The organism is Halomonas sp. KM-1 (assembly GCF_000246875.1).
GTDB classification, from domain to species: Bacteria; Pseudomonadota; Gammaproteobacteria; order Pseudomonadales; family Halomonadaceae; genus Halomonas; species Halomonas aerodenitrificans.
Genome location: NZ_BAEU01000078.1, coordinates 44,285 through 68,063 on the forward strand (window position 1 = coordinate 44,285; position 23,779 = coordinate 68,063).

At 64.3% G+C, this 23,779-nt stretch carries 20 protein-coding genes; 9 read left to right on the forward strand and 11 right to left on the reverse strand.

Annotation, left to right across the window (positions count from 1 at the left end; genetic code table 11):
- Positions 1 to 80: 80 nt before the first annotated feature.
- From hflK to B8115_RS08310, 4 genes are all read left to right on the forward strand, one after another.
- Positions 81 to 1,325, forward strand: coding sequence for an FtsH protease activity modulator HflK (hflK, locus tag B8115_RS08295; RefSeq protein WP_010627319.1), 1,245 nt, complete (start codon positions 81 to 83; stop codon positions 1,323 to 1,325).
- On the forward strand, positions 1,326 to 2,210 hold the full coding sequence (gene hflC / locus B8115_RS08300; protein WP_010627320.1) for a protease modulator HflC: 885 nt from the start codon (positions 1,326 to 1,328) through the stop codon (positions 2,208 to 2,210). It begins immediately after the preceding gene.
- Between the two features lie 177 nt (positions 2,211 to 2,387).
- Positions 2,388 to 3,563 carry an ATP phosphoribosyltransferase regulatory subunit gene (locus B8115_RS08305; protein ID WP_010627321.1) on the forward strand — a complete coding sequence of 392 codons (1,176 nt, stop codon included), beginning with the start codon at positions 2,388 to 2,390 and terminating at the stop codon, positions 3,561 to 3,563.
- A 125-nt stretch (positions 3,564 to 3,688) separates the two neighbouring features.
- On the forward strand, positions 3,689 to 4,984 hold the full coding sequence (locus B8115_RS08310; protein WP_010627322.1) for an adenylosuccinate synthase: 1,296 nt from the start codon (positions 3,689 to 3,691) through the stop codon (positions 4,982 to 4,984).
- A 129-nt stretch (positions 4,985 to 5,113) separates the two neighbouring features.
- Here B8115_RS08310 and B8115_RS08315 read toward each other — a convergent pair whose 3' ends face one another.
- From B8115_RS08315 to B8115_RS08345, 7 genes are all read right to left on the reverse strand, one after another.
- The gene (locus B8115_RS08315) at positions 5,114 to 7,747 is read right to left on the reverse strand and encodes a tetratricopeptide repeat protein (RefSeq protein WP_010627323.1); all 2,634 of its coding nucleotides are present in this window, start codon (positions 7,745 to 7,747) and stop codon (positions 5,114 to 5,116) included.
- 49 nt (positions 7,748 to 7,796) lie between these two features.
- Entirely contained in the window at positions 7,797 to 9,044 is a 1,248-nt protein-coding gene (locus B8115_RS08320; RefSeq protein ID WP_010627324.1) for an alginate lyase family protein, read from the reverse strand.
- A gap of 36 nt (positions 9,045 to 9,080) precedes the next feature.
- Positions 9,081 to 9,980, reverse strand: a complete 900-nt coding sequence (locus tag B8115_RS08325) for a polysaccharide lyase (protein WP_026037981.1) — start codon at positions 9,978 to 9,980, stop codon at positions 9,081 to 9,083.
- Positions 9,958 to 11,517: an HlyD family efflux transporter periplasmic adaptor subunit gene (locus B8115_RS08330; protein WP_010627326.1), complete on the reverse strand. Its 1,560-nt coding sequence runs from the start codon at positions 11,515 to 11,517 to the stop codon at positions 9,958 to 9,960. The genes B8115_RS08325 and B8115_RS08330 overlap by 23 nt, the downstream gene beginning before the upstream one ends.
- Positions 11,518 to 11,536: 19 nt before the next feature.
- Complete coding sequence (locus tag B8115_RS08335; RefSeq protein ID WP_010627327.1) at positions 11,537 to 13,465, reverse strand: glycosyltransferase; 1,929 nt, start codon at positions 13,463 to 13,465, stop codon at positions 11,537 to 11,539.
- A 9-nt stretch (positions 13,466 to 13,474) separates the two neighbouring features.
- Complete coding sequence (locus B8115_RS08340; protein WP_010627328.1) at positions 13,475 to 14,821, reverse strand: UDP-glucose/GDP-mannose dehydrogenase family protein; 1,347 nt, start codon at positions 14,819 to 14,821, stop codon at positions 13,475 to 13,477.
- A 346-nt stretch (positions 14,822 to 15,167) separates the two neighbouring features.
- Complete coding sequence (locus B8115_RS08345; protein WP_010627329.1) at positions 15,168 to 16,673, reverse strand: RimK family alpha-L-glutamate ligase; 1,506 nt, start codon at positions 16,671 to 16,673, stop codon at positions 15,168 to 15,170.
- A 191-nt stretch (positions 16,674 to 16,864) separates the two neighbouring features.
- On the opposite strand from B8115_RS08345, the gene B8115_RS08350 reads away from it, so the two are divergent.
- From B8115_RS08350 to pepN, 5 genes are all read left to right on the forward strand, one after another.
- The gene (locus tag B8115_RS08350; RefSeq protein WP_010627330.1) at positions 16,865 to 17,347 is read left to right on the forward strand and encodes a GNAT family N-acetyltransferase; all 483 of its coding nucleotides are present in this window, start codon (positions 16,865 to 16,867) and stop codon (positions 17,345 to 17,347) included.
- Between the two features lie 62 nt (positions 17,348 to 17,409).
- The gene (locus B8115_RS08355) at positions 17,410 to 17,895 is read left to right on the forward strand and encodes a YajQ family cyclic di-GMP-binding protein (RefSeq protein ID WP_010627331.1); all 486 of its coding nucleotides are present in this window, start codon (positions 17,410 to 17,412) and stop codon (positions 17,893 to 17,895) included.
- A gap of 172 nt (positions 17,896 to 18,067) precedes the next feature.
- A complete protein-coding gene (locus B8115_RS08360; protein ID WP_010627332.1) occupies positions 18,068 to 18,598 on the forward strand; it encodes an Hsp20/alpha crystallin family protein in 531 nt (176 codons plus the stop codon).
- 137 nt (positions 18,599 to 18,735) lie between these two features.
- Positions 18,736 to 19,140: a YbaN family protein gene (locus tag B8115_RS08365; protein ID WP_010627333.1), complete on the forward strand. Its 405-nt coding sequence runs from the start codon at positions 18,736 to 18,738 to the stop codon at positions 19,138 to 19,140.
- Between the two features lie 72 nt (positions 19,141 to 19,212).
- A complete protein-coding gene (gene pepN, locus B8115_RS08370) occupies positions 19,213 to 21,846 on the forward strand; it encodes an aminopeptidase N (protein WP_010627334.1) in 2,634 nt (877 codons plus the stop codon).
- Positions 21,847 to 22,094: 248 nt separating this feature from the next.
- Here the strand turns inward: pepN and B8115_RS08375 are convergent, their stop codons facing one another.
- The 4 genes from B8115_RS08375 to B8115_RS08390 all read right to left on the reverse strand — a co-directional run.
- The gene (locus B8115_RS08375) at positions 22,095 to 22,382 is read right to left on the reverse strand and encodes a hypothetical protein (protein WP_010627335.1); all 288 of its coding nucleotides are present in this window, start codon (positions 22,380 to 22,382) and stop codon (positions 22,095 to 22,097) included.
- A gap of 19 nt (positions 22,383 to 22,401) precedes the next feature.
- Positions 22,402 to 22,788 (reverse strand): CBS domain-containing protein, encoded by a 387-nt coding sequence (locus tag B8115_RS08380; RefSeq protein ID WP_010627336.1) that lies wholly within the window; start codon positions 22,786 to 22,788, stop codon positions 22,402 to 22,404.
- Positions 22,789 to 22,813: 25 nt separating this feature from the next.
- Complete coding sequence (locus B8115_RS08385; RefSeq protein ID WP_010627337.1) at positions 22,814 to 23,164, reverse strand: hypothetical protein; 351 nt, start codon at positions 23,162 to 23,164, stop codon at positions 22,814 to 22,816.
- Positions 23,161 to 23,779 (reverse strand): DUF1538 domain-containing protein (locus B8115_RS08390; RefSeq protein ID WP_010627338.1); only part of this gene is annotated, 619 nt, incomplete at its 5' end. The genes B8115_RS08390 and B8115_RS08385, both read right to left, overlap by 4 nt.

Genomic DNA, 23,779 nt, shown 5'->3' on the forward strand with positions numbered 1-23,779 from the left:
GCCCTACAGGATGGCAACCGGCTTCTCCGTGCGGCTGAGCGAAGCGCCGACAGAGAGGCAACGCAGAGTGGAGACGACGTATGGCTTGGAATGAGCCGGGTGGCGGCAACCAGCATGACCCCTGGAGCGGTGGGGGCCGACGCGGTGGCGGCAGTGGCGGTAACGGCAGTGGGGGCGGCGGTGGCAACCGTGGCGGCAACCAGGGCCCACCCGACCTTGACGAGGCCCTGAAGAAATTTCAGGACAAGCTCAACGGCATGCTTGGCGGTCGCGGCGGCAAGGGCGGCGGCGGTCAAGGTGGCAAGGGCGGCGGTCGGCCCCGCAACACCTTTGCGCTGCCAGGACTGCTGCTGATCATCGCCCTGGGCATCTGGGGGGCGATGGGTTTCTATCTGGTCGATCAGGCCGAGCGCGGCGTGGTCTTGCGCTTCGGTGAGTTCCAGACTGTCGTCGGCCCCGGCCTGCACTGGAATCCGCCGCTGATCGACGACGTGCGCATGGTCAACGTGACCCGCGTACGCTCGCTGACCCAGACTCAGTCGATGCTGACCCGTGACGAGAACATCGTCGAGGTCGAGATCTCGGCGCAGTATCAGGTCAACAACCCGCGCGACTTCGTGCTCAACGTGCGCAACCCGGAGCTCTCCATCGAGAACGCTCTGGACAGCGCGCTGCGTCACGTGGTTGGTGGCACCGACATGATCGAGATTCTGACCTCCGGTCGTGAGATCCTCGGCAGCTCGGTGGCGAGCCGCCTGCAGACCTACCTGGACAGCTACGGTACCGGTATCCGCCTGCAGACCATCAACATCGAGTCGACCTCCGCGCCGGCACCCGTCATCGATGCCTTCGACGACGTGATCCGGGCCCGTGAGGATCGTCAGCGGACCATCAACGAAGGCATGGCCTACGCCAACGCCATCATCCCGGCCGCTCAGGGTCAGGCGCAGCGTCTGGTCGAGCAGGGCCAGGGTTACCGCGAGTCGGTGGTGGCTGAAGCCCAGGGTCAGGTCAACCGCTTCAACGCGCTGCTGGCTCAGTACCGCAACGCACCGGAGATCATGCGTGAGCGTCTCTACATCGACGCCATGGCCGACGTCTTCGCTCGCACACCGAAGGTGCTGATCGACGTGCGCGACGACGCACCGCTGATGTACCTGCCGCTCGACCAGCGCCCCGGTGGCCAGACTGGCGGTGGCGAAGGCAACGGTGAGGCGGCTCGCGGCGAAAGCGGCGAACTCGACCCGCGTGTGCTCGAGCGCCTGCGTACGACCAGCTCGGCGCAGGGTGGCAATACCGGTGGTATCCGCAGGGAGGGCCGCTAAATGGTGAACAACCGTTCCTTGATCATCGTGGGTGGCCTCGCTGCCGTGGCCTGGCTGGCCAGCAACAGTCTCTACGTGGTCGACGAGACCGAGCGTGCCGTCAAGCTGCGCTTCGGTGAGGTCATCGAAGAGAACATCCAGCCCGGGCTGCACTTCAAGGTGCCGATCACCCAGACGGTTCGCAAGTTCGATACCCGTGTGCTGACGCTGGATACCGATACCAGCCGCTACCTGACGCTCGAGCAGAAGGCGGTGATCGTGGACTCCTACGTCAAGTGGCAGGTGGTCAACCCCACCCGTTACTACGAGGCTACCGCCGGCGACGAGATGATGGCGATCCGCCTGATTCAGCCGCGGGTCGACGAGAGCCTGCGTAACGAGTTCGGTCGTCTGGATCTGCAGCAGATCATCGCCGAGCGTCGCGACGATCTGATGATCCGGCCGACCCAGGAGCTCGACGCGCTGATGCGTGAGGAGCTGGGGGTGTCGATCCTCGACATTCGCGTCAAGCGTATCGACCTGCCCGAGGACGTCTCCGCTGCGGTCTTCGACCGTATGCGCTCCGAGCGTGAGCGGGAAGCGCGCGAGTGGCGTGCCCAGGGTCAGGAAGAGGCCGAGCGGATTCGCGCCAACGCCGACCGTCGTCGCCAGGTACTGCTGGCCCAGGCCACCGAGCGGGCCGAGACCCTGCGCGGTGAGGGCGATGCCGAAGCGGCAGCGATCTTCTCGGAGGCTTATGGCCAGAACCAGGAATTCTTCACCTTCTGGCGCAGCATCAATGCCTACCGCGAGAGCTTCGACGGCGAGCGGGACATGCTGGTACTCGATCCGACCAGCGACTTCTTCCGCTACCTGCGCAGCCCGGCGATCCAGAACGACGAGTGACCCGCAGCGTCGGCCGGCCGCGGGCCGGCCGACGCTCGTTGCCCCCGCATGGCGGGGTTCAACCTGGCGTCAAACGTGATAGAATCCCTGAACCGGGCGTGGCCCGGTTTTTTTGTGGGCCTTTTTTACCTTCGGAACCCTTTTCGCCCCGCCCAATCGTCTTGCAGGATTGACCATATGACCATCGCTGACCGCTGGCTGCTGCCCGACGGCATGGATGAGGTGCTGCCGCCCCAGGCGAGCCGCATGGAGGAGCTGCGCCGCACGCTGCTCGATCTCTATTACCGCTGGGGATACGACCAGGTCATGCCGCCACCGGTGGAGTTTCTCGACTCACTGTTGACCGGTACCGGTACCGACCTGGACCTGCAGACCTTCAAGCTGACCGACCAGCTCACCGGCCGCCTGATGGGCGTGAGCGCCGACGTGACGCCCCAAGTGGCGCGCATGGATGCGCACTCCATGCGGCACCAGGGGCCGGCGCGTTTGTGCTACTGCACCAACGTGCTGCGTGCCAAGGCCGACCAGTATCAGGGCGGACGCAGCCCGGTGCAGGTCGGCGTCGAGTTGTTCGGCCACGCAGGCCTGGAAGCCGACCTCGAGATCCTGCGCCTGGCGCTGCAGAGCCTCAAGGCGGCCGGGGCCGCCGAGCTGCACTTGGCGCTGGGCCACATCGGCATCTATCGTAGCCTGGTACAGGCAGCAGCACTGGATCACGACCGCGAGCGGGCGTTGTTCGAAGCGCTGGAACTCAAGTCGCCCGGTGCCCTGGCCGAGCAGGTCGAGGTCAGCGTACCCGACCCGGCGCTGGCGGAGATGTTCCGTGCGCTGGGGCGGCTGCATGGCGGTGCCGAAGTGCTGGAGTCCGCGCGTGAGGCATTCGCCGGCGCCCCTGCGGCGGTGGCCGAAGCGCTGGCTCAGCTGCGTGCGCTGCATCAGGGCGTGATCGAGGAGCATCCCGAGGTCGAGATATACTTCGACCTGGCCGAGCTGCGTGGCTATCAGTATCACACCGGCATGATGTTTGCGGCCTTCGTGCCGGGATACGGTCAGGCCCTGGCCAAAGGCGGGCGTTACGACGATACGGGTCGCGCCTTCGGCCGTGCCCGACCCGCCACCGGCTTCTCGATGGATCTCAAGCTGCTCGCTACCCTGGTGCAGAGCGAGCCGGCCTGCGACGGCATCTGGGCGCCGGCCTCTGGAGAGGGGCTGAGCGAGGCGATTGCCGCGCTGCGCGACGGCGGGCAGCGGGTGGTACAGGCGCTGCCGGGGCAGACGACATCTCCCGAGGTGCATCGCTGCAGCCGCCGTCTGAGCCTGGTCGACGGGCGCTGGCAGACGGAGGCACTCTAGGCCTGGGCGCGGTGGCCGAGGCTAGATTTGGACGACACCGGCATGCGGGCCGGATCACGAGCGCGGCCCGCGGGCCGGATCATCGACGCGCACTTACGCGGCGCTGACACGAGAGACGAGACACAATGGGCAAGAATGTAGTCGTGCTGGGCACCCAGTGGGGTGATGAAGGCAAGGGCAAGGTAGTCGATCTGCTGACCGAATCCGCGGCGGCGGTGGTCCGTTTCCAGGGCGGACACAACGCCGGCCACACGCTGGTCATCGACGGCGAGAAGACCGTTCTGCACCTGATTCCCTCCGGTATCCTGCGCCAGGACAAGACCTGCGTCATCGGCAACGGCGTGGTGCTCTCTCCCGAGGCGCTGATCAAGGAGATTCGCGAGCTCGAGGCCAAGGGCGTGCCGGTGCGCGAGCGGCTGCGTCTCTCGCCGGCGTGCCCGCTGATCCTGCCCTACCACGTGCGCCTCGACCTGGCGCGTGAGAAGGCCCGCGGCGTGGCCAAGATCGGTACCACCGGGCGTGGCATCGGACCGGCCTACGAGGACAAGGTGGCTCGTCGTGGCCTGCGCCTGGGCGACATGCTGCATCGTGAGCGTTTCGCCTCCAAGCTGGGCGAGGTACTCGACTACCACAACTTCGTGCTGGTCAACTATCACGGCGAAAAGGCCGTGGACTTCCAGCAGATCCTCGACGAGGCCATGGAGATGGCCGAAGAGCTGCGTCCCATGGTCTGCGATACCGTGGGTCTGGTCCACGAGCTGCGCCGCGCCGGTGAGAACATTCTGTTCGAAGGGGCTCAGGGTTCGCTGCTCGACATCGACCACGGCACCTATCCCTTCGTCACCAGCTCCAATACCACCGCCGGCGGCACCGCCACCGGTTCCGGCGTCGGCCCGCTCTATCTCGATTACGTGCTCGGCATCACCAAGGCCTACACTACGCGAGTCGGCTCCGGCCCGTTCCCCACCGAGCTGTTCGACGAGCACGGCCGCCATCTGGCCGAACGTGGCCATGAGTTCGGTGCCACCACCGGTCGCCCGCGCCGCTGTGGCTGGTTCGACGCCGTGGCCCTGCGCCATGCGGTACAGATCAACTCCGTTTCCGGCATCTGCCTGACCAAGCTCGACGTGCTCGACGGCCTGGAGAATATCCGCGTCTGTGTCGGCTATCGCAGCAAGGATGGCGAGGTGATGGAGAACCCCGTCGACTCCGAGGGCTACGAAGCGGTGGAGCCGGTCTACGAGGACCTGCCGGGCTGGAGCGAGTCGACCCTGGGGGCCAAGCGAATCGAGGACCTGCCGGCCAATGCACGCGCCTACATCAGCTACCTCGAGGAGAAGGTGGGTACCTCCATCGACATCGTCTCGACCGGTCCCGACCGTAACGAGACCATCGTGCTGCGCAACCCCTTCGACGCTTGACCGTGACAGTGCGGTATACGCAGTAACGATTCGAGGCCGGCCAAGTCGCCGGCCTCGTTCGTTACGCGAAGCGCCGCCGCGGCGAGTGCCAGCGAGCCTGATGCGCCGGCTCGCTGGCGAGTCAACGGTTCATTCTGCTATTTCCACGTCGCCGGCGGCGGCGATGGCCTCCTCGTCGGAGAGCAGCTGGCGCAGCGTTTCCACGGCGAGCTGACCTTCGCTCTCGAAGACATTGTCCAGCCACAGCAGGGCCTGCTCCTGGTTGGCCTGCAGGCCGCGGGAGGTGAGATAGGCCTCGGCCAGGGCCAGACGGGCGCTGTGGTGCCCTTGGCTGGCAGCCTCGTAGAGATAGTCGGCGCCTCGCTCCGGGTCGCGGTCCAGGTTCACCCCACGCAGATACTCACGGCCGAGGGAGGCCTGAGCGCCGGGATGGCCCTGCTCGGCGGCGGCGAGTAGTAGCTCATGGCCGCGCTCGACGTCCTGCGCAATGGCGCCGTCGCCGCGCATCAGGGCGAGGCCCAGGCCGGCACTTGCATAGTCGGCGCCAGCGTCGACGGCCTGCTGATACCAGCGCTCCGCTTCCTCGGCGTTCTGCTCGACGCCGTCGCCGTGCTGATAGGCCTCACCCAACGCGAAAGCGGCGTTCGGCATGCCCGCATCGGCGGCCTGCTGCAGCAGCTCCAGCCCGCGGTCGACGTCTTGCTCCACATGGTTGCCGGCCAGGTAGGCCTCCCCCAGATTAGCTCGCGCGCCGGTGTGGCCACGGGCCACGGCGGCTTCCAGGTACTCGATGGCTGTCGCGTCGTCACCCCTATCCATGTACAGGCGGCCGAGGCTTGCGGCGGCGCCGGCATGGCCGGCCTGATGCGCCTGCCCCAACCAGTATTCCGCCTGGCTCTGATCGCGTTCGACGCCTTCACCGTTGAGGAAGGCACGGCCAAGGTCGGCCATGGCACCGGGGTGGCCGTCTTCCGCCGCCGCCACGAGGGCCTGGATATCGCCTTGAGCACCCAGGTCGCGCTGGACATAGGTCAGAGCGTCGTCGGCGGACTCATGGCCCGCCTCCTGAGCGCGAGTGAGCCAGCGATTGGCCTCGGCGAGATCGCGCTCCACGCCGTCGCCATGGCGATAGGCACGGCCCAGTACCACCATGGCATAGGCATCGCCCTCATGGGCGGCCTGACCCACCAATCGGATACCTTCGCGGGGTTCGCCTTCCAGGCTGCCATCCAGATACGCTTCGCCGAGCTGGGTCAGCGCTGTGGTGTCGCCGGCCTGGGCGGCGTGCTCGAGAAGCTCTCGCCCCCTGACAGGGTCATACGGCAGCACCTCGCCGGCGAGATAAGCGGCGCCCAATATGCGCATGGCCCCGCTCTGGCCGCGCTCGGCGGCCTGTTCCAGCAGCTCCTCGGCGCGGGTAGGATCCGGTGCCGTGCCGCGCCCTTCTAGCAGGGCGCCGCCGAGCTGCTCGGTGGCCCAGGGGTGCCCCAGCTCATGGCTACGTTCGAGATAGTCGACGGCGATGTAGGGTTGGCCTGCGACTCGTTCGTCGTCCAGATAGAGCGAGCCCAGCTGTGCCAACGCCTGCGGGTGGTTCTGCTCGGCGGCCTGCTCGAGCAGGCCCATGCCGCGGGGCAGGTCGTTGAGCCCGGCCTGGCCTTCCACCAGGGCGCGTCCCAGGATCACTCGGGCATCGATCGAGCCGGCCTCGATCGCCTCGCGCAGCCAGCGCTCGGCGCGCACCGGTTCGGGATTGCCGGCTTCGGGCTCGAGCAGCGCCTGGCCCAGATGAGTCATGGCATCGACGCTGCCTTGGCTTGCCGCATCTTCCAGCAGCTCGAGACCCTGCTGGCGATTCCCGTCCCGGGTCAGATCGCGTCCGGCTCGGGCCAGGGCATCGAGATCGCCGGCCTGGGCCGCCTGCTGCAACCAGTGGATACGCTGATCGGGCTGGTCGCCGAGCAGTCCGTCTTCGCTATGCAACGACGCCAGCTGCAACATGGCGTTGACCTCGCCCTGGGCCGCCTCGCTTTCGAGTATGTCGGCGTAGCGCTGGGCGTAGTCCATCGAGCGGGCTGGATCCTCTTCCAGCCAGCCGCCGGGGGCATGGGCTTCTGCCAGGGCCTCAAGGGCCTCAGGCTCTCCGCGCGCAGCCGCTTCGCTGTAGAGCCGGTGGGCCAGCTCGGGATCGGCCTCGACGCCTTCGCCACCTTCAGTCAGGAGGCGGGCCAGCAGCACTTCGGCAGTGCGGTCGAGTTCGGCCTCCTTGGCTTGCCACAGCAGATGGTAGGCGAGTACATCGTTACGCTCCACGCCCCTGCCTTCAAGGTAGAGCCGTGCAAGGTTCAGCGAGGCATGGCCGCGTATGGACGAAGGCTGCTCAATCGCTTGACCGTAGAGGCGAGCAGCTTGAGAGGGATCTTGCTCGACGCCGAGGCCCTGATCGTAAAGCTTGGCCATCTCATAATAGGCGGGCGGCACGTAACGTTCTATCAACGGCTGCAAGTGCTCGATGGCCTCGTCATAGCGGCCCGTTTCGATCAGGTCCTGGGCGCGATTGATTTGGTCCCAGTCCATCGAATCTATGTTGGTATCAAGGCCACCAGAGAACCAGCTTTCATGTGCCTCGGGTATGGGCTGGGCATGCTCGCCGCCCGGCGTCCCCTGCGTCACGGCGCAGCCGGCCAGCCAGGCCGACAGGGTTATCGCTGCGGTGAATCGCAGCGAGGGGATGAGTCGAGTCCTGTTCGCTATTCGTTCCATGTGTTCCCCTCTCTATGTGTCGTCGTATCGTGTAGCAGTTGGCCCCGTTTCAATTCCCCAAGCCGCGGAACGCTTCGGTGCTGCGGCGCTCCTCGTCCATGTAGATGTGCTCCTGAGCATCGGGGGCCATGAAGTAGAGGGTGATGAAGCCGCCCGCACTGCGGTTGTAGGTGGGGCGTACTCGGGTCACGAAGTCGGCCATCGGTTCGTGCTCGTAGTGGGCCAGGTAGATATCCATCCAAGTGAAGTACTGGGGGTCACGCAGGAAACCCATGAACTGCTCGAGTGGTGCGTAGTCTTCCAACGCCGCCGGGTCGTCCAGAATCACGAACAGATAGTCGATGGCTTCGTGGATGGTGCTACCCTCGTATTCCAGATCGAAGATGTCGTAGCCTTGGCGATGAATCACCTGCATGTTGGTGATCAGATAGTTGAGGGCGTAGTTCTGATAGTGGATGGCGCGCCGGCCGCGGCCCACCTCGAGGGGCAGCGCGCCGCTTTCGGTCATGTCGTGCAGCGCGGAATAGATGGCGCTGACGCCGAAGCGGAACAAGTCGTCATCCTCGACCAGCACGCCAACCATGCTGGCGTAGAGCGCGCGGCGGTAGAAGTGGTTGTTGCAACAGCTCTCTTCCGGTTCCCCGGGTATCGCCGAGTGCTGCAGGGCGAGCCCGTGCAGCCACCGCTCCACTTCTGCCCGCTCCTCCTCGAACCCTTCCACGTAGGGGCGCACGACGGAGTAGGCCATGGCCGCGGCGAACAGCATCGACTCCGAGGCGAACCACGCCTGGGGTTCCAGCGAGTCATAGCGGAAGGTGGTCAGCGCCTTGGCGTTGGCCCAGCCGTACAGATATTTCACCAGGCAGTCGGCATAGAAGGTGTCGCCGGTGGCAACGAATGCCCCGGCCAACTCCGAGACGCTGTCTTCGAAGGCGAACAGCGGTTCGGTGGCGAGCTCCCACTCGTCGGGGCTGGGATAGAAGCCCGGTATGCCGCCACGAGTGGTGATCGGCTCGTAGTTCAGCTTCTGGCGACAGCTGATTCCCAGCCCCGCTTCTTCCTCGACCTGCAACAGCAGTGGGTTTCGGGTCTCGCTCAGCAGGGCCTTGCGCGCCTCGACGTCGAAGTAGCTGGCATCGGTGTCATTGACGCGATACTCGGAGAGGTCGAGTTCCATGCGCTCCTCTCGCGAGAGGGTGTCGGCCGTTACCGCGGTGCCGCTCATCGCCAGCAGGGCGACAGGCAGCAACGGCAGCAGCGGGTGTCGAATAAGTCCTTTTACTACGGCAAGGGGCATGATCGGCGTCGCTCCATTGGCGCTCGAACGTGGGTGTCAGGGGGTGTAGAAACGGAACGCGGCAAAGTCGACGTATTGATCGCGGGGCGTGCGCCACCCTTCGCCGGTGCCACCGAAGAAGGTCGAGAACATCAGGCCGTCGACGGTGAGGTCGGGCGTGGTGCGAAACACCACGTTCTGGTGCTCCAGCACCGGGCGACCGTCGACCCACAGCCTGGCAACGCCGTTCTCCTGGCCGGGATCGTTGAGTACGACCTCCTGCTCGACGGTCACCCACTGGCCAAGGGGAAAATGCCAGAAGCCGCGCCCGATCGAAGCGCCCTCGAAGCCGACCACATAGGGGTAGAGTTCGCCTTCGCCCTCCTCGCGCCACATCAGGCGCATCGAGAAACCGTTCACGCCGTCGACCTCTTCCCCGCCCGAGGGGGCTTCACCGCCATACAGCCCCGGCAGCTTGCCACCGCGAACGAAGTCGAAATCGGCAGGAAAGCGGACCATATAGCTCAGGCAGGCACGGTCGGCCCCCTGCAGAGAAGGCGGATCGCTGTAGAAACCGGCGCCACCGCGGGGCTCTTCTCCCGGCGATGAGGTGCCGGCGGGGTAGCGTACGCGTAGGCCGGGTTCGCCGATGCCGGTCTGTCCGGCGCCCAGCCGCTCGACGTTCTCGTCGGTGCCCCAGTGGCGCGTGGTATGAAAGTTCTGGCGCACGGCGGCATGGCCGTCCGCAGCCGTGGCATTCGCCGCCTGGCGTGGCCGCGGCGTCTCCATTGCCGTGTAGCGCTGTGAGCAGGCTATCTCCTGTGGAATGTCGACGAGGGCCTCTGCGCCCTCGTCAGCGTGGCCGACCGCGACCGGTAGCAGGGTCAGGCATCCCAGCAGCAGGCTGGAATGCATGCCGACGGAACCGCGTTCCTTAGCTGTCGTCGGTAACTTCATCGTTGTCCTCCATGGCTGCGCGGTAGATATCATCGCCGAACTGGATGACCGAGCGTACTCCCTGCCAGATTCGCTCCGAGGCGGCACCCAGCAGCGGGGCTTCGGTAAAGCGCACGTCCACCGGCTGGCCGACGCTCTCGGCCGGCAGCGGCTCCTCCGGTACCAGCAGCACGCTGGCTACGTTCTGCTGCTGTCGCACCCAACTGGGGAACCCGGCGCGCGGTTGGCGCTCGACGTCCAGAGCGACGTTGCGCACTCGGGCGCGAATGGGCTGGTTGGCATTGGCCAGGGTAACGTAGGCCTGCTGGTCGGGGTCGATACGGCTGATGTCGTTCATGTGGACCAGCGCCTCGACCAGCACGTCGTCCTCGTCGGTACGGATCAGCGTCATGATCCGTTCGCTTTCGTTGATGTAGACCCCGTCGGCACTGCTCAGCGCCCATGCCACCAGGCAGTCGCAGGGGCTGTAGATGTCGTTGCTGGCCATGCGGGCTTCGAGGGCGGCGATACGCGAGCTCTCGTAGTCGCGCACCGTTTCGAACTGGTCGATACGTGCCTGCGCGATCTCAGGCGAGACGGACTCGAAGGTCATGGTGTCGCCGCTGGCCGGCTGGGCCGAGTTGGCCAGACTGACTTCCTGCATGCCGCCTTCGATGTGCTCGCGCAGGTTGTCGAGCAGCCGGTTGTTGTAGTCCAGCGCCGCCTCGGCAAGGATCAGGTCGGACTCTAGGTCGCTATTGATCACGTTGGTCAACAGCTGGTCGCGCTCGACCTGGTCGCCGGCCACCAGTTCATGTTCGCCGAGAATGCCCGGGCTGGGAGCGCGAATGTCGATGCGCGGTGCCGTCACGGCGGCGAAGCTGGGCTCGATCAGCATGAAGTTGCGGTAGGCGGTTGCGGCGCCTACCAGGACCAGCACGCCGATGGCGGCAAACAACAGGATGTAGCGCCCCATGGGCTTGGGCGGCCGTGCCGGCGGTAGCGCTCTGGACGCCTGGCGCTTGCGGGGCGTCTGCGGGTCTTCGCCACCAATCAATCCTTCGACATTGGGCGAGCGGCCGCTGAGGGCGCTGCGGATGATCTGGCGCAGCAACTCGCGGTGCTGCGGCTCGATCTCGGTAATCTCGAAGCTGACGTCGTAACCCTCGCCGCGCTCAGCGGGCGTGGTGCGCAAACACTCCGCCTTCAGTGGGACGATCAGCTCGGTGGCGCCTGCCATCATCAGCAGCGAGGCGGAGATGCGCTCACCGGGTTGGTAGTCGCGCCGGCTGTGGGCGGAAAAGCCGCCCAGGGAGACGTCGTTGCCACTCAGCTCCGTATCGCTGTCGCCCAGGTCGACGCGAAAGGGCAGGGTAACGCGAATGTAGCCGCGCTCGTCGCGCCGTTCGTGCTGCAGGCGGTCGCCACGAGTCAAGCGTGCGCTGTCGTGATCGACGCCGCCCGGCTCGGCGGCAGCATCGGGTTGCCTCCTTGCGCGATCCCCACCGAGGGTAGGCTCGTGTCGCTTGGGGTCGTCGTTGGAAAAATGATCAGTCATCCGTAGGTCGCTCCTTGCGTCAGGGTTGAGTCGCCGCTACTTCCGTTTGGGCGGCGGGCTCGATCCTGAGTCTTACGTTGACGAGGGTCAGGTTGTGTTCATCGAGAGCCAACTGGCAGGACGCATCCACGGTGCACTGCACGGCATCCTGGATCGGCTCGCCATCGGGTCCCTGCATCAGTTCCGCCAAGGCGGGCGATATCGCCAGCGTGGTGCGGCGATTGCCTTGGATCTGCCTGTCGCTTGGCCGGGCGCTTTGCTGCAGGGTGTCGATCAGATCGCCTTCCAAGCGGAAGTGTCCTGGCGGGAGCTGCACCGCTTCACTCGTTCTGTTGTCGGCCATGGCGGCGGCGATCCAGCGGTCGAGCCTCTCCGGCTGTTGATTGCGCTCCCAGGTCTGGTCCCGGGCGATATGCAGCGACGTGCGGTCGGGTGGGGCCATCACACCGGTCGACAGGATCAGCACGAACAGCAGCACGCCGTAGGCAAAGCCATGCAGCAGGTGGCCCATTCGGCGTTGCCTGCGGGCCGCTGCTGGATCGTCCGGCTCGCCCGCCGAAATGCCCTGGCGCGACCACTTCTGACGGTTGAAGCGGAAGCTGACATAGGTCTTCAGCATCGCACCCCACACCTGGTTGTAATAGATCAGCGGGATCCACAGCAGGCTGAAGCGCCCGCGCTGCCAGGCAAGGATCAGAGTGGCAATGCCGCGGGTCATCAGGATCCACAGCACATAGGCGAAGAAGAACGAGGGCCTGATGAACAGCGATACCAGGGTCACCACAGTGGGCCCCACCAGCGTCGTCCACATGGAGAGTCGTTGATCGACCAGACTCCACCAGGTGAACATGCCCATCGGGCGAGGCCCCAGCGCAATGGCGCGGTTACTGGTGCGCAGCATGTTGCCGTACCAGCGACGCATCAGGTCGGTGGTCGAGGCAAAGAAACGCCGCCGATCAGGCAGCTCCTCGAACCCCGTCACGTAGACGTCGGGAATGTAGAGCATGCGCCAGCCGTTCTTCAGCAGCCAGTACCAGGACGACTTGTCGTCCCCCGAAAGGAACTTGAAGTTGCCGAAGCGCCAGTGGTCGACGTGGTCGCTCTCGATCAGCTCGATGAAGTCGGGCTGGGTCGCCAGGTCGGCGCGGAACACGCTGTAGCGGCCGGTAAGCACCAGCAGCCGACGCGATACCGACATCGAACTCATCATCAGGTGGCGCTGCGCATAGCGCAGGTCATACCACTCGCGGGTGGCGTCGTTACCGGTGACCTCGGCACGGTTGTTGGTAGTCAGTGCCCCCAGGTCGTCCTGTGCCGCGAAGAAGGAGAGCGAACGGGACAGCGTGCCCGGCTCGAGCCGGATATCGCCATCCATCGAGATCAGCAGCGATCCCGGCGCCGGCAGGCGCCGGGAGATCGCCCGCAGCACCTCGGCCATGGCCGAGCGCTTGCCGTCCCCCTTCTGGAACATGTAGCGCACTTCGACGTTCTGCGGCCAGCCGTGCTCGTCCATGACGTGGGTGATGACATCCACGTCGGTACGGTCCGAGACGGAGGCGAAGATCGTCGTCGGCACGCCGTAGGCGTGAGCTTCCCTGACCAGGGCATCATAGACCTGGAAGTTGACCCGAGCCTCGATGCGGAACGAGGTGCACAGCACGAAAAGCTCCGGAGGCTTTTCGTGCTCGTCCACCGCATCGGCTTCGGCCCGCATGCGCGGGAAGATCACCCGGTTGTACCAGACCGAGCGGATTGCCTGCACTGCCCACCAGGAGTACCGCCAGATGGCAATCGTCCCGATGACGAAGAAGAAGTTCTGCGACTCGGGCGAAAACACATCCGTCGGCAGCTCGCTGACGATCAGGATCAGCAGCGCCATGCCGAACACGAAGGTAGTCAGCTCCGTGATTCGGCTGGCGACGGTGTGGTCGCGGGGAGTAGAGGACATTGCAGCTCCTCACGCCAGCACGGGTCGTACGGAGTCGCCTCGACCGATACCGTAATAGGCGAGCCCGGCTCGCTTGACGGTATCGGGTTGGAAAAGGTTGCGACCATCGACCAGCACCGGCTCCTCGAGCTTGTCGTGCAGCTCGGCGAAGTCGATGGTGCGGAAGGCCTTCCATTCGGTGCAGATCACCAGTGCATGGGCGCCCTCCAGGGTGTCGTCGCGACGTTCGGCCAGCACCAGGTCATCGCGCTCGCCATAGATACGGCGACACTCGTCGGAGGCTTCCGGGTCGTAGGCCTGGACACGCGCGCCGGCGTCCCACAGCGCTTCCATCAGCGCGCGGCTGGGCGCCTCGCGCATGTCGTCGGTATTGGGTTTGAAGGCCAGCCCCCAGATGGCGATGGTCTTGCCGGCAAGCTGGCCGTCGAAGGCCTGGCAGAGCTTCTCGAACAGCTTGTTCTTCTGTCGCGCATTGACCCGCTCCACTGCCTTGATCATCTCGGCCGGATGACCGATCTCCTCGGCGGTGTGGGCCAGAGCCTTGACGTCCTTGGGGAAGCAGGAGCCACCGTAGCCGCAGCCGGGGTAGATGAAGCTGTAGCCGATGCGCGGGTCGGAGCCGATGCCATGGCGAACTTCCTCGACGTCGGCGCCAAGGCGCTCGGCGAGGTTGGCGACTTCGTTGATGAAGCTGATCTTGGTCGCCAGCATGGCGTTGGCGGCGTACTTGGTCAGCTCGGCGCTGCGCACGCCCATGAACATCATCTTGTCGCGCTGACGGTTATAAGGGCCATAGCACTCCAGCATGGCCTGCTTGACGCGTTCCGAACCGGTGCCGACGACGATGCGCGAGCCGCGCGAGAAGTCTTCGATGGCGGCACCTTCCTTGAGGAATTCCGGATTGGAGCAGACGTCGAATTCTAGGCGCGCGCCGCGCTTCTCGAGCTCGGCGGCGATGGTGCGTTCCACCTTGCTGGCCGTGCCTACCGGCACGGTCGACTTGTCGACGACGACCTTGTAGTCGTTCATGTGCTGACCGATGGTTTCGGCGACTTTCAACACGTACTTGAGATCAGCGCTGCCATCCTCGTCGGAGGGGGTGCCCACGGCGATGAACTGCAACAGACCGAATTCGACCGCCTTGGCGGCATCGGTGGTGAACTCGATACGGCCGGCAGCCTTGTTCTTGCCGATCAGATCTTCCAGGCCGGGCTCGTAGATGGGGATTTCGCCAGCATTCAGCCGTTCCACCTTGTCATGGTCGACATCCACGCACATGACCTGGTGGCCGACATCGGCCAAGCAGGCGCCGGTGACCAGTCCCACATAGCCTGATCCGAAGATGGTGATTTTCATGATCGTCATCGCTCCTTGCAGTAATGCCCTGTTCATCCAATCAACGCCATCGCGCCGGTATTCACCGACGCTAACGGCGTACAGGGCTGGGTTTTCTTCGCTAGCGTGCCCTACGGTAGGCAACATCCACGCCAACTGGAAAAAAGTCTTCCCAATCAGAGGGCTGGCGTGAAGATAAAGAATTGTTATCTGAAGTGGTGGCGCAATTGTGTCGCCACTTGGAGACATCTCAGGCGCAAAGTTCACTGAGCCTTGCAGATCAAGGGCTTGATCTGTCTCCTAACAGCGACAAGGATAGAAGGTGTTCGAGTAATCTATTGATGGAATTTGTTTTTTTGAGTAAGTCCTACTCGCTGGCCGATCTGGCCGCTACCCGGGCTTCCATGCGTGCCAGGAAGACGGCCATGATCCGCTCGTAGAGCTGGCGCCCGAGCCGAGCATCCTCGATGCCTGCATCCACGTTGGGGTTGTCGTTGACCTCGATGACCACGACCCGCTCTCCTGCCTGCTTGATGTCGACGCCATAGAGCCCACTACCTATCAGGCGAGTGGCTTTCAAGGCCGCCTTGATGACCGCAAGTGGCACCTCGGACGGGTCGTGAGTAGTGAAACCGCCGCTCTTTACGCGTGCTCCCGAGTGGTCGTAGATCTGCCAATGACCGCGGGCCATGTAATAGCGGCTTGCGAACAGCACCTGGCCGTCCAGCACGCCGATACGCCAGTCGTACTCCGTGGGCAGCCACTCCTGCAGCAGCAGCAGGGCGGAGTCATCGAACAGCCGCTTGCTCTCGCGCTCGAGCTGCTCCAGCGATTCGACCTTGACCACGCCGCGGGAGAAGGAGCCGTCGGGAATCTTCAGCACCATGGGAAAGCTCATGCCGGCGACGCGCTCGGCCAGGGGGCGTCGGTCGCGGCGCTTGAGCAGGATACCCTCGGGCGCCGGCACCCCCCGCGCCCGAAGCAGAGCGTGCAGGTAGACCTTGTTAGTGCAGCGCAGGATATCCCGCGGCGAGTCGATCACCACTAACCCCTCATGTTCGGCGAGCCGGGCCATGCGGTAGGTGTGATGGTCCAGCGCGGTGGTCTCGCGGATGAAGAGTCCGTCGAATTCCGCCAGCCGGCCGGCATCGCGCCGGGTGATCAGCGAGACGTCGATGCCCAGCTTGCGGCCGGCGCGAATGAAGGCCTTCAGAGCACTGGTGTTGCTGGGTGGCATGGCCTCCTTGGGGTCGACGAGGATGGCCAGATCGAAGCGATAGCGGCGGCGCGCCGTGGGCGTGCGCCATACCTTGCGCGAGTGGCGGTTCAGCGCTGAGGCGAACAGGTCCTGCTCGTCGACGTTGAGATCGCGCAGCGCCACCGGCTTGAGGCGTGCCAGGCGCCACAGATCGTGGCGTCGCACCAAGCGTGCCTCGAGCAAAGGGCAGGGCAGACGCTCGAACAGCTTACGGGCGAGGCGGGCCAGCTCGGGTTCGAGGCATTCGCCGAACAGCACCCGCAGAGTCACGCTGTCACCGGCGAGGCGGCCCTGACGTGCCAGTTCGCCCAATAGCGGGGCCAGCGTATCCAGTTGCAGATCGACCAGTGCCTTGCGCGACAGCTCGTTGAGGGTCTCAACGCTCGGCAGGACCCGTTGACCGCGGGCCTGGGCGAGCAGCGAGACGTAGTAGCCGGTGCCCAGGTAATCGAGCTCACCGCACAGATTGATCACATGCGTGCTGCGGTCCTGGTCGGCGGCACTGCGGTGGCGGCGGTCCAGAGCGAGAAAGTCGTCGGCGCCGATCAGATCCTCGGAGGGGTAGTAGGGCTGCCAGTCTTCCTGTCGATCGACGACGATACGCAAGGGGCACATGGTGAGTTCCGTTGGGTTGGAGACGATGGCAGGGCACTGCCGAATGCGGTCAGCATGCCGCTGCAACTTCCTGTCGACAAGCGTATCGACTGGTGAAATGATTTCATGATCCCGGCCCACTCACAGCAGTGTCGGGACGACTACCGTGAACCTACGACACATAATGTTTGCAGCCCGTTGCGGAGAGTTCGATGAGCGTTTCGTTGCGTCAGGCCCGTCCTCAGGATCTGGACGCACTCTATCGACTGGAACAGCTGGCCTTCAGCGGCGACCGCTTCAGCCGTCGGCAGCTTTGGCATCTGTTGAATCGCGCTCATGCCGAGACTCAGCTTGCCGAGGCAGAAGATGGGCGGCTATTGGGCTACGGCACCTTGCTGTTCCGGCGCGGCAGCCGTCGTGCCCGGCTCTACTCCTTTTGCGTCCACCCCGAGGCGCGCGGCAGCGGCCTGGGGCGTCGCCTGCTCGAAGCGCTGGAGCGCCTGGCCATGGACCAGGGAGCCGATGCCCTGGGGCTCGAGGTGAGAGCCGACAACCGTGTCGCGCTGGGGCTGTACCGTCGCATGGGGTTTCGCCTGGAGCGCTGGCTCGACGATTACTACGAGGATGGCTGCGCCGGCTGGCAGATGGGCAAGTCCCTCGTCGCAGCCGAAGAACCGGTTGAAGAAGCCTCCTAGACGCGCAGGGGGCGCGTGGTGCTGGTAGACTTTCCGGCGTACCGGGCAAACAGGGAAAAGCCATGCCTTCTTTCGATATCGTTTCCGAATATGACAAGCACGAAGCCAGCAACGCGGTGGATCAGGCCAATCGCGAGGTCCAGAGCCGCTTCGACTTCAAGGGCGTCAAGGCCAGTTTCGAGCTGAACGGCGACACGGTGCAACTCGAAGCCGAAGTCGATTTCCAGCTCAAGCAGATGCTCGACGTCTTGCGCAACCGCCTCATTGCCCGTGGTATCGATGCGCGCTGCATGGACGTGCAGGAGCCGGAGCTTTCCGGCGTGCGCGCCCGCCAGGAGGTCAAGCTCAAGCAGGGGCTGGAGCAGAAGGAGGCCAAGGACATCGTCAAGCGCATCAAGGACAGCAAGCTCAAGGTCCAGGCCCAGATTCAGGGCGAGAAGGTGCGCGTCACCGGCAAGAAGCGTGACGATCTGCAGGACGTGATCGCCTTGTTGCGCGCTGAGGGCGGCCCCGACCTGGCACTTCAGTTCGACAATTTCCGCGACTGAGCAGTGCTTCGCCATCGGCCCATCAGGGGTCGATGGCAAATCTTGATCTGGCGCAAGCGTGCCTCAAGCCGACCTTGAAATTTCCTCCCACGTCGCCAATTTTAATTCTGCCAGTACAAGGCCGAATGGCCTGCCCGTTGCGTCACGTGTTTTGAAGAACAGGAGGTGGCGTATGAACCTGCAGAAATTTTCTCCCTGGAACTGGTTCAAGAGCGAAAGCGCCGATGCCGGCACTCCGGTGCCCGTCGAGCCACGTCGCGGCGAGCTCTCGCCGTTGTTCGGCATGCATCAGGAGCTCGATCGCTGGATGAACGACGTCATGCGTCAGTTCGGCATGACTTCGCTGGAGAGCCGCTTCGGCGATATGCCCAGCCTGCTGCGGCCGCAGCTCGACATTGCCGAGCGTGATGAGGAGTACCTGATCAGCGTCGAGGTGCCGGGTGTCGAAGAGAAGGATGTCAAGCTCACCTTGGATGACCATCGCCTGGTGATCGAAGGCGAGAAACGCCAGGAAAGCAGCACCAAGGAAGACAAGTTCCAGCGCATCGAGCGCTCCTATGGCAGTTTTCGCCGGGTACTCGATCTTCCTGCCGACGCTCGTACCGAAGAGATCAAGGCCAGCTTTGCCAATGGCGTGCTCGAGGTGCACGTGCCCCGTAGCGGCGAGGTGAAGACGCAGCGCCGTGAGATTCCCATACACTAGCGAAGATCCACTTCGTCGGCTCGCCTCCGGGCGGGCTTTCTTTTTTCTAACGCGGCCATAGAGATGGCCGATTGGCCCGCACTGCCGAGATGCGCTTCAATGAGGGGAGCTGGCAACGCCGAATTGGAGCTACCTGCATGCATTCGCTTCGACGCGCTCTCTATATCGCACTGGCATGGGTCAGCTTTGCACTCGGCGTTATCGGTGTCTTCGTGCCGCTGATGCCAACGACCTGTTTCATGCTCCTGGCGGTTTGGGCGGCTTCTCGCGGATCACCGAGCTTCGCTCGGTGGATACGCGAGCATCCGCGCTTCGGTCCCACCGTGGTGGCCTGGGAGGGCGAGCGCGCCATTCCTCGTCACGCCAAATGGCTTGCCGGCGCCATGCTGGCCTTCTCGATTCTGGTGCTCCTCTTCACCCTCAGTGTGGTGTGGCTGAAAGTGCTGCTGGTGAGCGGTCTGGCGCTGCTGGGGCTGTGGATCGCCACGCGTCCCGAACCCGTTCGGCTGGGCGGCGACTCGGCACGTTTCGTGCGCCGCTGACGCAATGTGCCTTTGAGGTTGGGGAGCCGCCAACCGTACAATGGACGCCGACCATGGACAGGAGTCTTCCCGATGTCTGAACCCAAGCCGACGTATCGCCACGACTATCGGCCCCCCGCCTACCGTGTGACCCATGTCGGGTTGACCTTCGAGCTCGATCCCGCGGCGACCCTCGTCAAGGCGAGCTTGCAACTGGAGCGCAACCCTGAGTGTGAGGCCGATGAGCCGCTCGAGCTCGACGGTGAGCAACTGATCCTGAAGTCGATCGCCATCGACGGCCAGCCCCTTGCCGGCGACGAGTACACGCTCGGCGAGAGTGGGCTGACCGTACACCGCCCACCTCGGTGTTTCCGTCTGGATACCGAAGTCGAAATCGCGCCCAAGGAGAACACGGCGCTGGAAGGGCTCTATCTTTCCAATGGCATGTACTGCACCCAGTGCGAGGCCGAGGGCTTCCGCCGTATCACCTACTACCCGGATCGCCCCGACGTGATGGCCACCTTCTCCACCACGGTGATCGGCGACCGGGCGAGCCTGCCGGTGCTGCTCTCCAACGGCAATCCGGTGGAGCGGGGCGAGCTGCCCGGTGGGCGCCACTTCGTCACTTGGGACGACCCCTTCCCCAAGCCCAGCTACCTGTTTGCGCTGGTGGCCGGTGACCTGCAAAAGGTCGAGGATCGCTTCACCACCATGAGCGGGCGTGAGGTCACCCTGCAGATCTGGGTCGAGGAGGAGAACCTGGGCAAGACCGACCACGCCATGGCCTCGCTCAAGCGGTCCATGCAGTGGGACGAGGAGACCTATGGTCGCGAATACGATCTCGATCTGTTCATGATCGTGGCGGTCGACGACTTCAACATGGGGGCCATGGAGAACAAGGGGCTCAACATCTTCAACTCAGCGGCGGTGCTGACCCATCCGCATACCGCCACCGATGCCACCTTCCAGCGGGTCGAGGGCATCGTCGCACATGAGTACTTCCACAACTGGTCGGGCAACCGCGTCACCTGCCGCGACTGGTTCCAGCTCTCGTTGAAGGAGGGCTTCACCGTCTTTCGCGATCAGTGCTTCTCCGCCGATGTCAATTCGGCGCCGGTAAAGCGCATCGAGGACGTGGCCTTCTTCCGCACCGCCCAGTTCGCCGAGGATGCCGGACCCACGGCGCACCCGGTACGCCCCGACCACTACATCGAGATCGGCAACTTCTACACCCTGACCATCTACGAGAAGGGCGCCGAGGTGGTGCGCATGCTGTGCAACCTGGTCGGCTGGGAGGCCTTCCGCCGCGGCAGCGACCTCTACTTCGAGCGCTTCGACGGCCAGGCCGTGACCATCGAGGACTTCGTCGCCTGTATGGCCGAGGCCTCGGGGCAGGACCTCTCCCAATTCATGCACTGGTACTCCCAGGCCGGTACGCCGGAGATCGATGCCTACGGCGAATACGACTACGCCCACGCCGAGTATCGCCTAACCTTGCGTCAGCGCACGCCGGCGACGCCTGGGCAACCGGAAAAGCAGCCGCTGCACATTCCCGTTCGCCTTGGTCTGGTGGGCACCAAGAGCGGCCGCGATCTGCCCTTGACGTTGAACGGCGAGTCGCTCGGCAGCGATGGCGTGATCCATCTGCGCGAAGAGGAGCAGACCTACGTCTTCACCGACGTCTCTGAGGCTCCGATACCGTCGCTGCTGCGCGGCTTCTCGGCGCCGGTGCAACTGCGCTTCCCCTACGCTCGTGAGGATCTGGCCTTCCTGCTGGCCAATGACTCCGACGGCTTCAATCGCTGGGATGCCGGACAGCGCCTGGCGATGTTGGCGCTGGATGATCTCATCGCCGCTCATCGTAATGGCGTGGAGAAGGTCATGGATCCGCGCGTGGTAGAGGCCTTCCGTGCCCTGCTGGAGCGCGGCGGCGACGACAAGGCGGTATTGGCCGAGATGCTGACGCTGCCGAGCGAGGCCTACATTGCCGAGCAGCAGCCGCTGGTGGACGTGGAAGCGATCCACGAGGCACGTCACTTCGTCAAGCAGTCACTGGCGGCAACTCTGCGCGACGACTTCCTGCGCGTCTTTGAAGAGAACGTGAGCGATGCGCCCTACGCGCCGGAGCCCGAACAGATTGCAAGGCGCAGCCTGAAGAACGTGGCGCTCTCCTACCTGATGGCCATCGAGGATGAACAGGCCATCGAACTGGCGCGCCGGCAGTTCGAAGCCGACCACAACATGACCGACGTGCGTCATGCGCTGACGCTGCTGACCCACAGCAGCCGCGACGATCTGGCCACTCCCGCGCTGCGCGCCTTTGGTGAGAAGTGGGCACACGATTCGCTGGTGATGGATCAGTGGTTCACCATTCAGGTCACCCGGCCCCAGCCGGATGCCCTCGATCGGGTCAAGCACCTCATGGCCCATCCGGCCTTCTCGCTGAAGAATCCCAACAAGGTGCGCGCCTTGGTCGGTGCCTTCGCCAACCAGAACCGCATCAACTTCCACCGTTCCGATGGTGAGGGCTACCGGCTGTTGAGCGATGTAGTGATCGAGCTCAACCGGCTCAATCCGGAGATCGCCGCGCGGTTGGTCACGCCGCTCACCCGCTGGCAGCGCTTCGACGAGTCGCGCCAGGCGCTGATGAAGGGCGAGCTCGAACGCATCCGCGCCGAGAAGCTTTCGCCGAATGTGTATGAGGTGATCGAAAAGGCCCTTGCCTGAGTAATTTCCTACTGCGCTCGACGACCCACATGGATGTGGGAAGTGCGTTGGTTCGTCGGGAACGAACCTAGCCATCCTGGCCGCCGGCGGTGCCGAGGCGTCGGACCGTCGCTGTCCTCATGTAGCGGGCTACACTCCGGCAGCTGCGCTCCGGCGGCGGCCAGCCTATCTTCGCTCGCTACGGAATTCCGCCTATCCTGGTATCAGATAGTGCCGCCTCTGGGGCGGCACTTTAACTCGGTCTGGGTTTAATAGATCAGCCAGCTCAGCACCACCACACCCAGCACCGCCCAGATCAGAGTGGCGACGATGCGTCGGCGCAGCAGGGCGCGCAGCGCCAGGTAGAGCAGCCACAGCCCCAGCAGCAGCACCGCCATGCTGACCAGCGTGGCGGGGATTCCCAGCGCTGAGGCCAGGCCGTCGAAGAAGCCCCGGGCGGAGGCGCCCAGGTTGTAGAAGAAGACGATCAGCAGGTCGACCACGAAGCGAATGATCTCGCCCAGGGTTTCGCCCAGCCAGGAGAAGAACTCTTGCATGCGCAGATCCGTGTTCGGCTTACTCGATCATGTCGAGCACGGTGCCTACGATATCATCCATCGTGACCAGGCCCAGCAACTTGTTGTCGTCCAGCACCAGTACCCGCTTGACCACGCTATCGGTCATCAGGCTGGCGACGTGGCGCACGTCCAGCGACTCGCCAACGCCGATGGCCGGCTTGGCACAGACGTCATAGACGTTGATCAGGTCGATGTCGCCGTTCTCGGCGACGATGGTCTTGAGGATATTGGTGTAGGTGATCAGCCCCCAGGCATCGTGGGGATCCTGCTGCTCCACCACCAGACTCTTCAGGTTGTGGCGCTTCATCAGGCTCAGCGCATCGCGCAGGGTGGCGAAGGGGGATACCGTCACCACGTCGCGGTTCATGATGTCCTTGACCAGCATCTCGTTCTCTCCGTCAATCTTGCGCTCAAACGTCTTGCCTGAGCCGCTCTTCGAAGCGTTTGACCTGCGCCATGTCGATACCGCCCAGGTGTTCCACCGGTAGCGTCATGACCAGGCCGCGTGAATCCTCGCCGGTGGGGTTGAGCACCTGGCGGATGGCCTTGAGCACCTTCAGCGACAGGCCTTTCTCGAGGGTCAGCAGCATGATGCTCTGACTGCCCTCGTAGGTCAGGCCGAAGAAGGTCTTCTTGCGCTCGCCGCCGATGCCGCGTCCGTTCATCAGCGTCATGCCCACCGCGCCGGCCTCGGTGGCGGCGTCGATACACTCCTGTTCGAGGTCTTCCGGCACGATGGCGACCAACAGCGAAAACTTCATCTCGTCTTGCCTCCCGGCTTTGCCACTCTCTCCATCACGATGGCATAGCTCATGACGGTCACGATAGGAAAGATCGAGGCGAAGGCGATCAGCCCGAAGCCGTCGATCAACACGTTTCGACCCTCGATCTGGCTGGCCAGCCCGATCCCCAGGGCGGTGACCAGCGGCACCGTCACCTCGGAGGTGGTCACGCCACCCAGGTCGAAGGCCAGCGCCACGATGTAGCGGGGCGCCAGGGCGGTGAGCAGGATCACCAGCACATAGCCGCCGATGATGTAGTAGTGAATGGAATCGCCGCTGATGATGCGATGCACGCCGATGGTAATGCCGATCGCCACGCCCAGGGCGACAAGTATGCGAATGACGTTGCCCTGGATCTTGCCGGCGGCAGCCTCCTCGGCCTGCTGGCCCACGGCAATCAGCGCCGGTTCGGCCATGGTGGTGGCAAAGCCGATACAGAAGGCGAACAGATAGACCCACAGCCAGGTATCGAAGCCGATCAGCTGAGCGGCCATGCTCTGGCCGATGGGGAACAGGCCGAGCTTGAGGCCGACCACGAAGGCGTAGAGTCCGACGATGACCAGGGCGAAACCGACGCCCACCCTCTCGCGATAT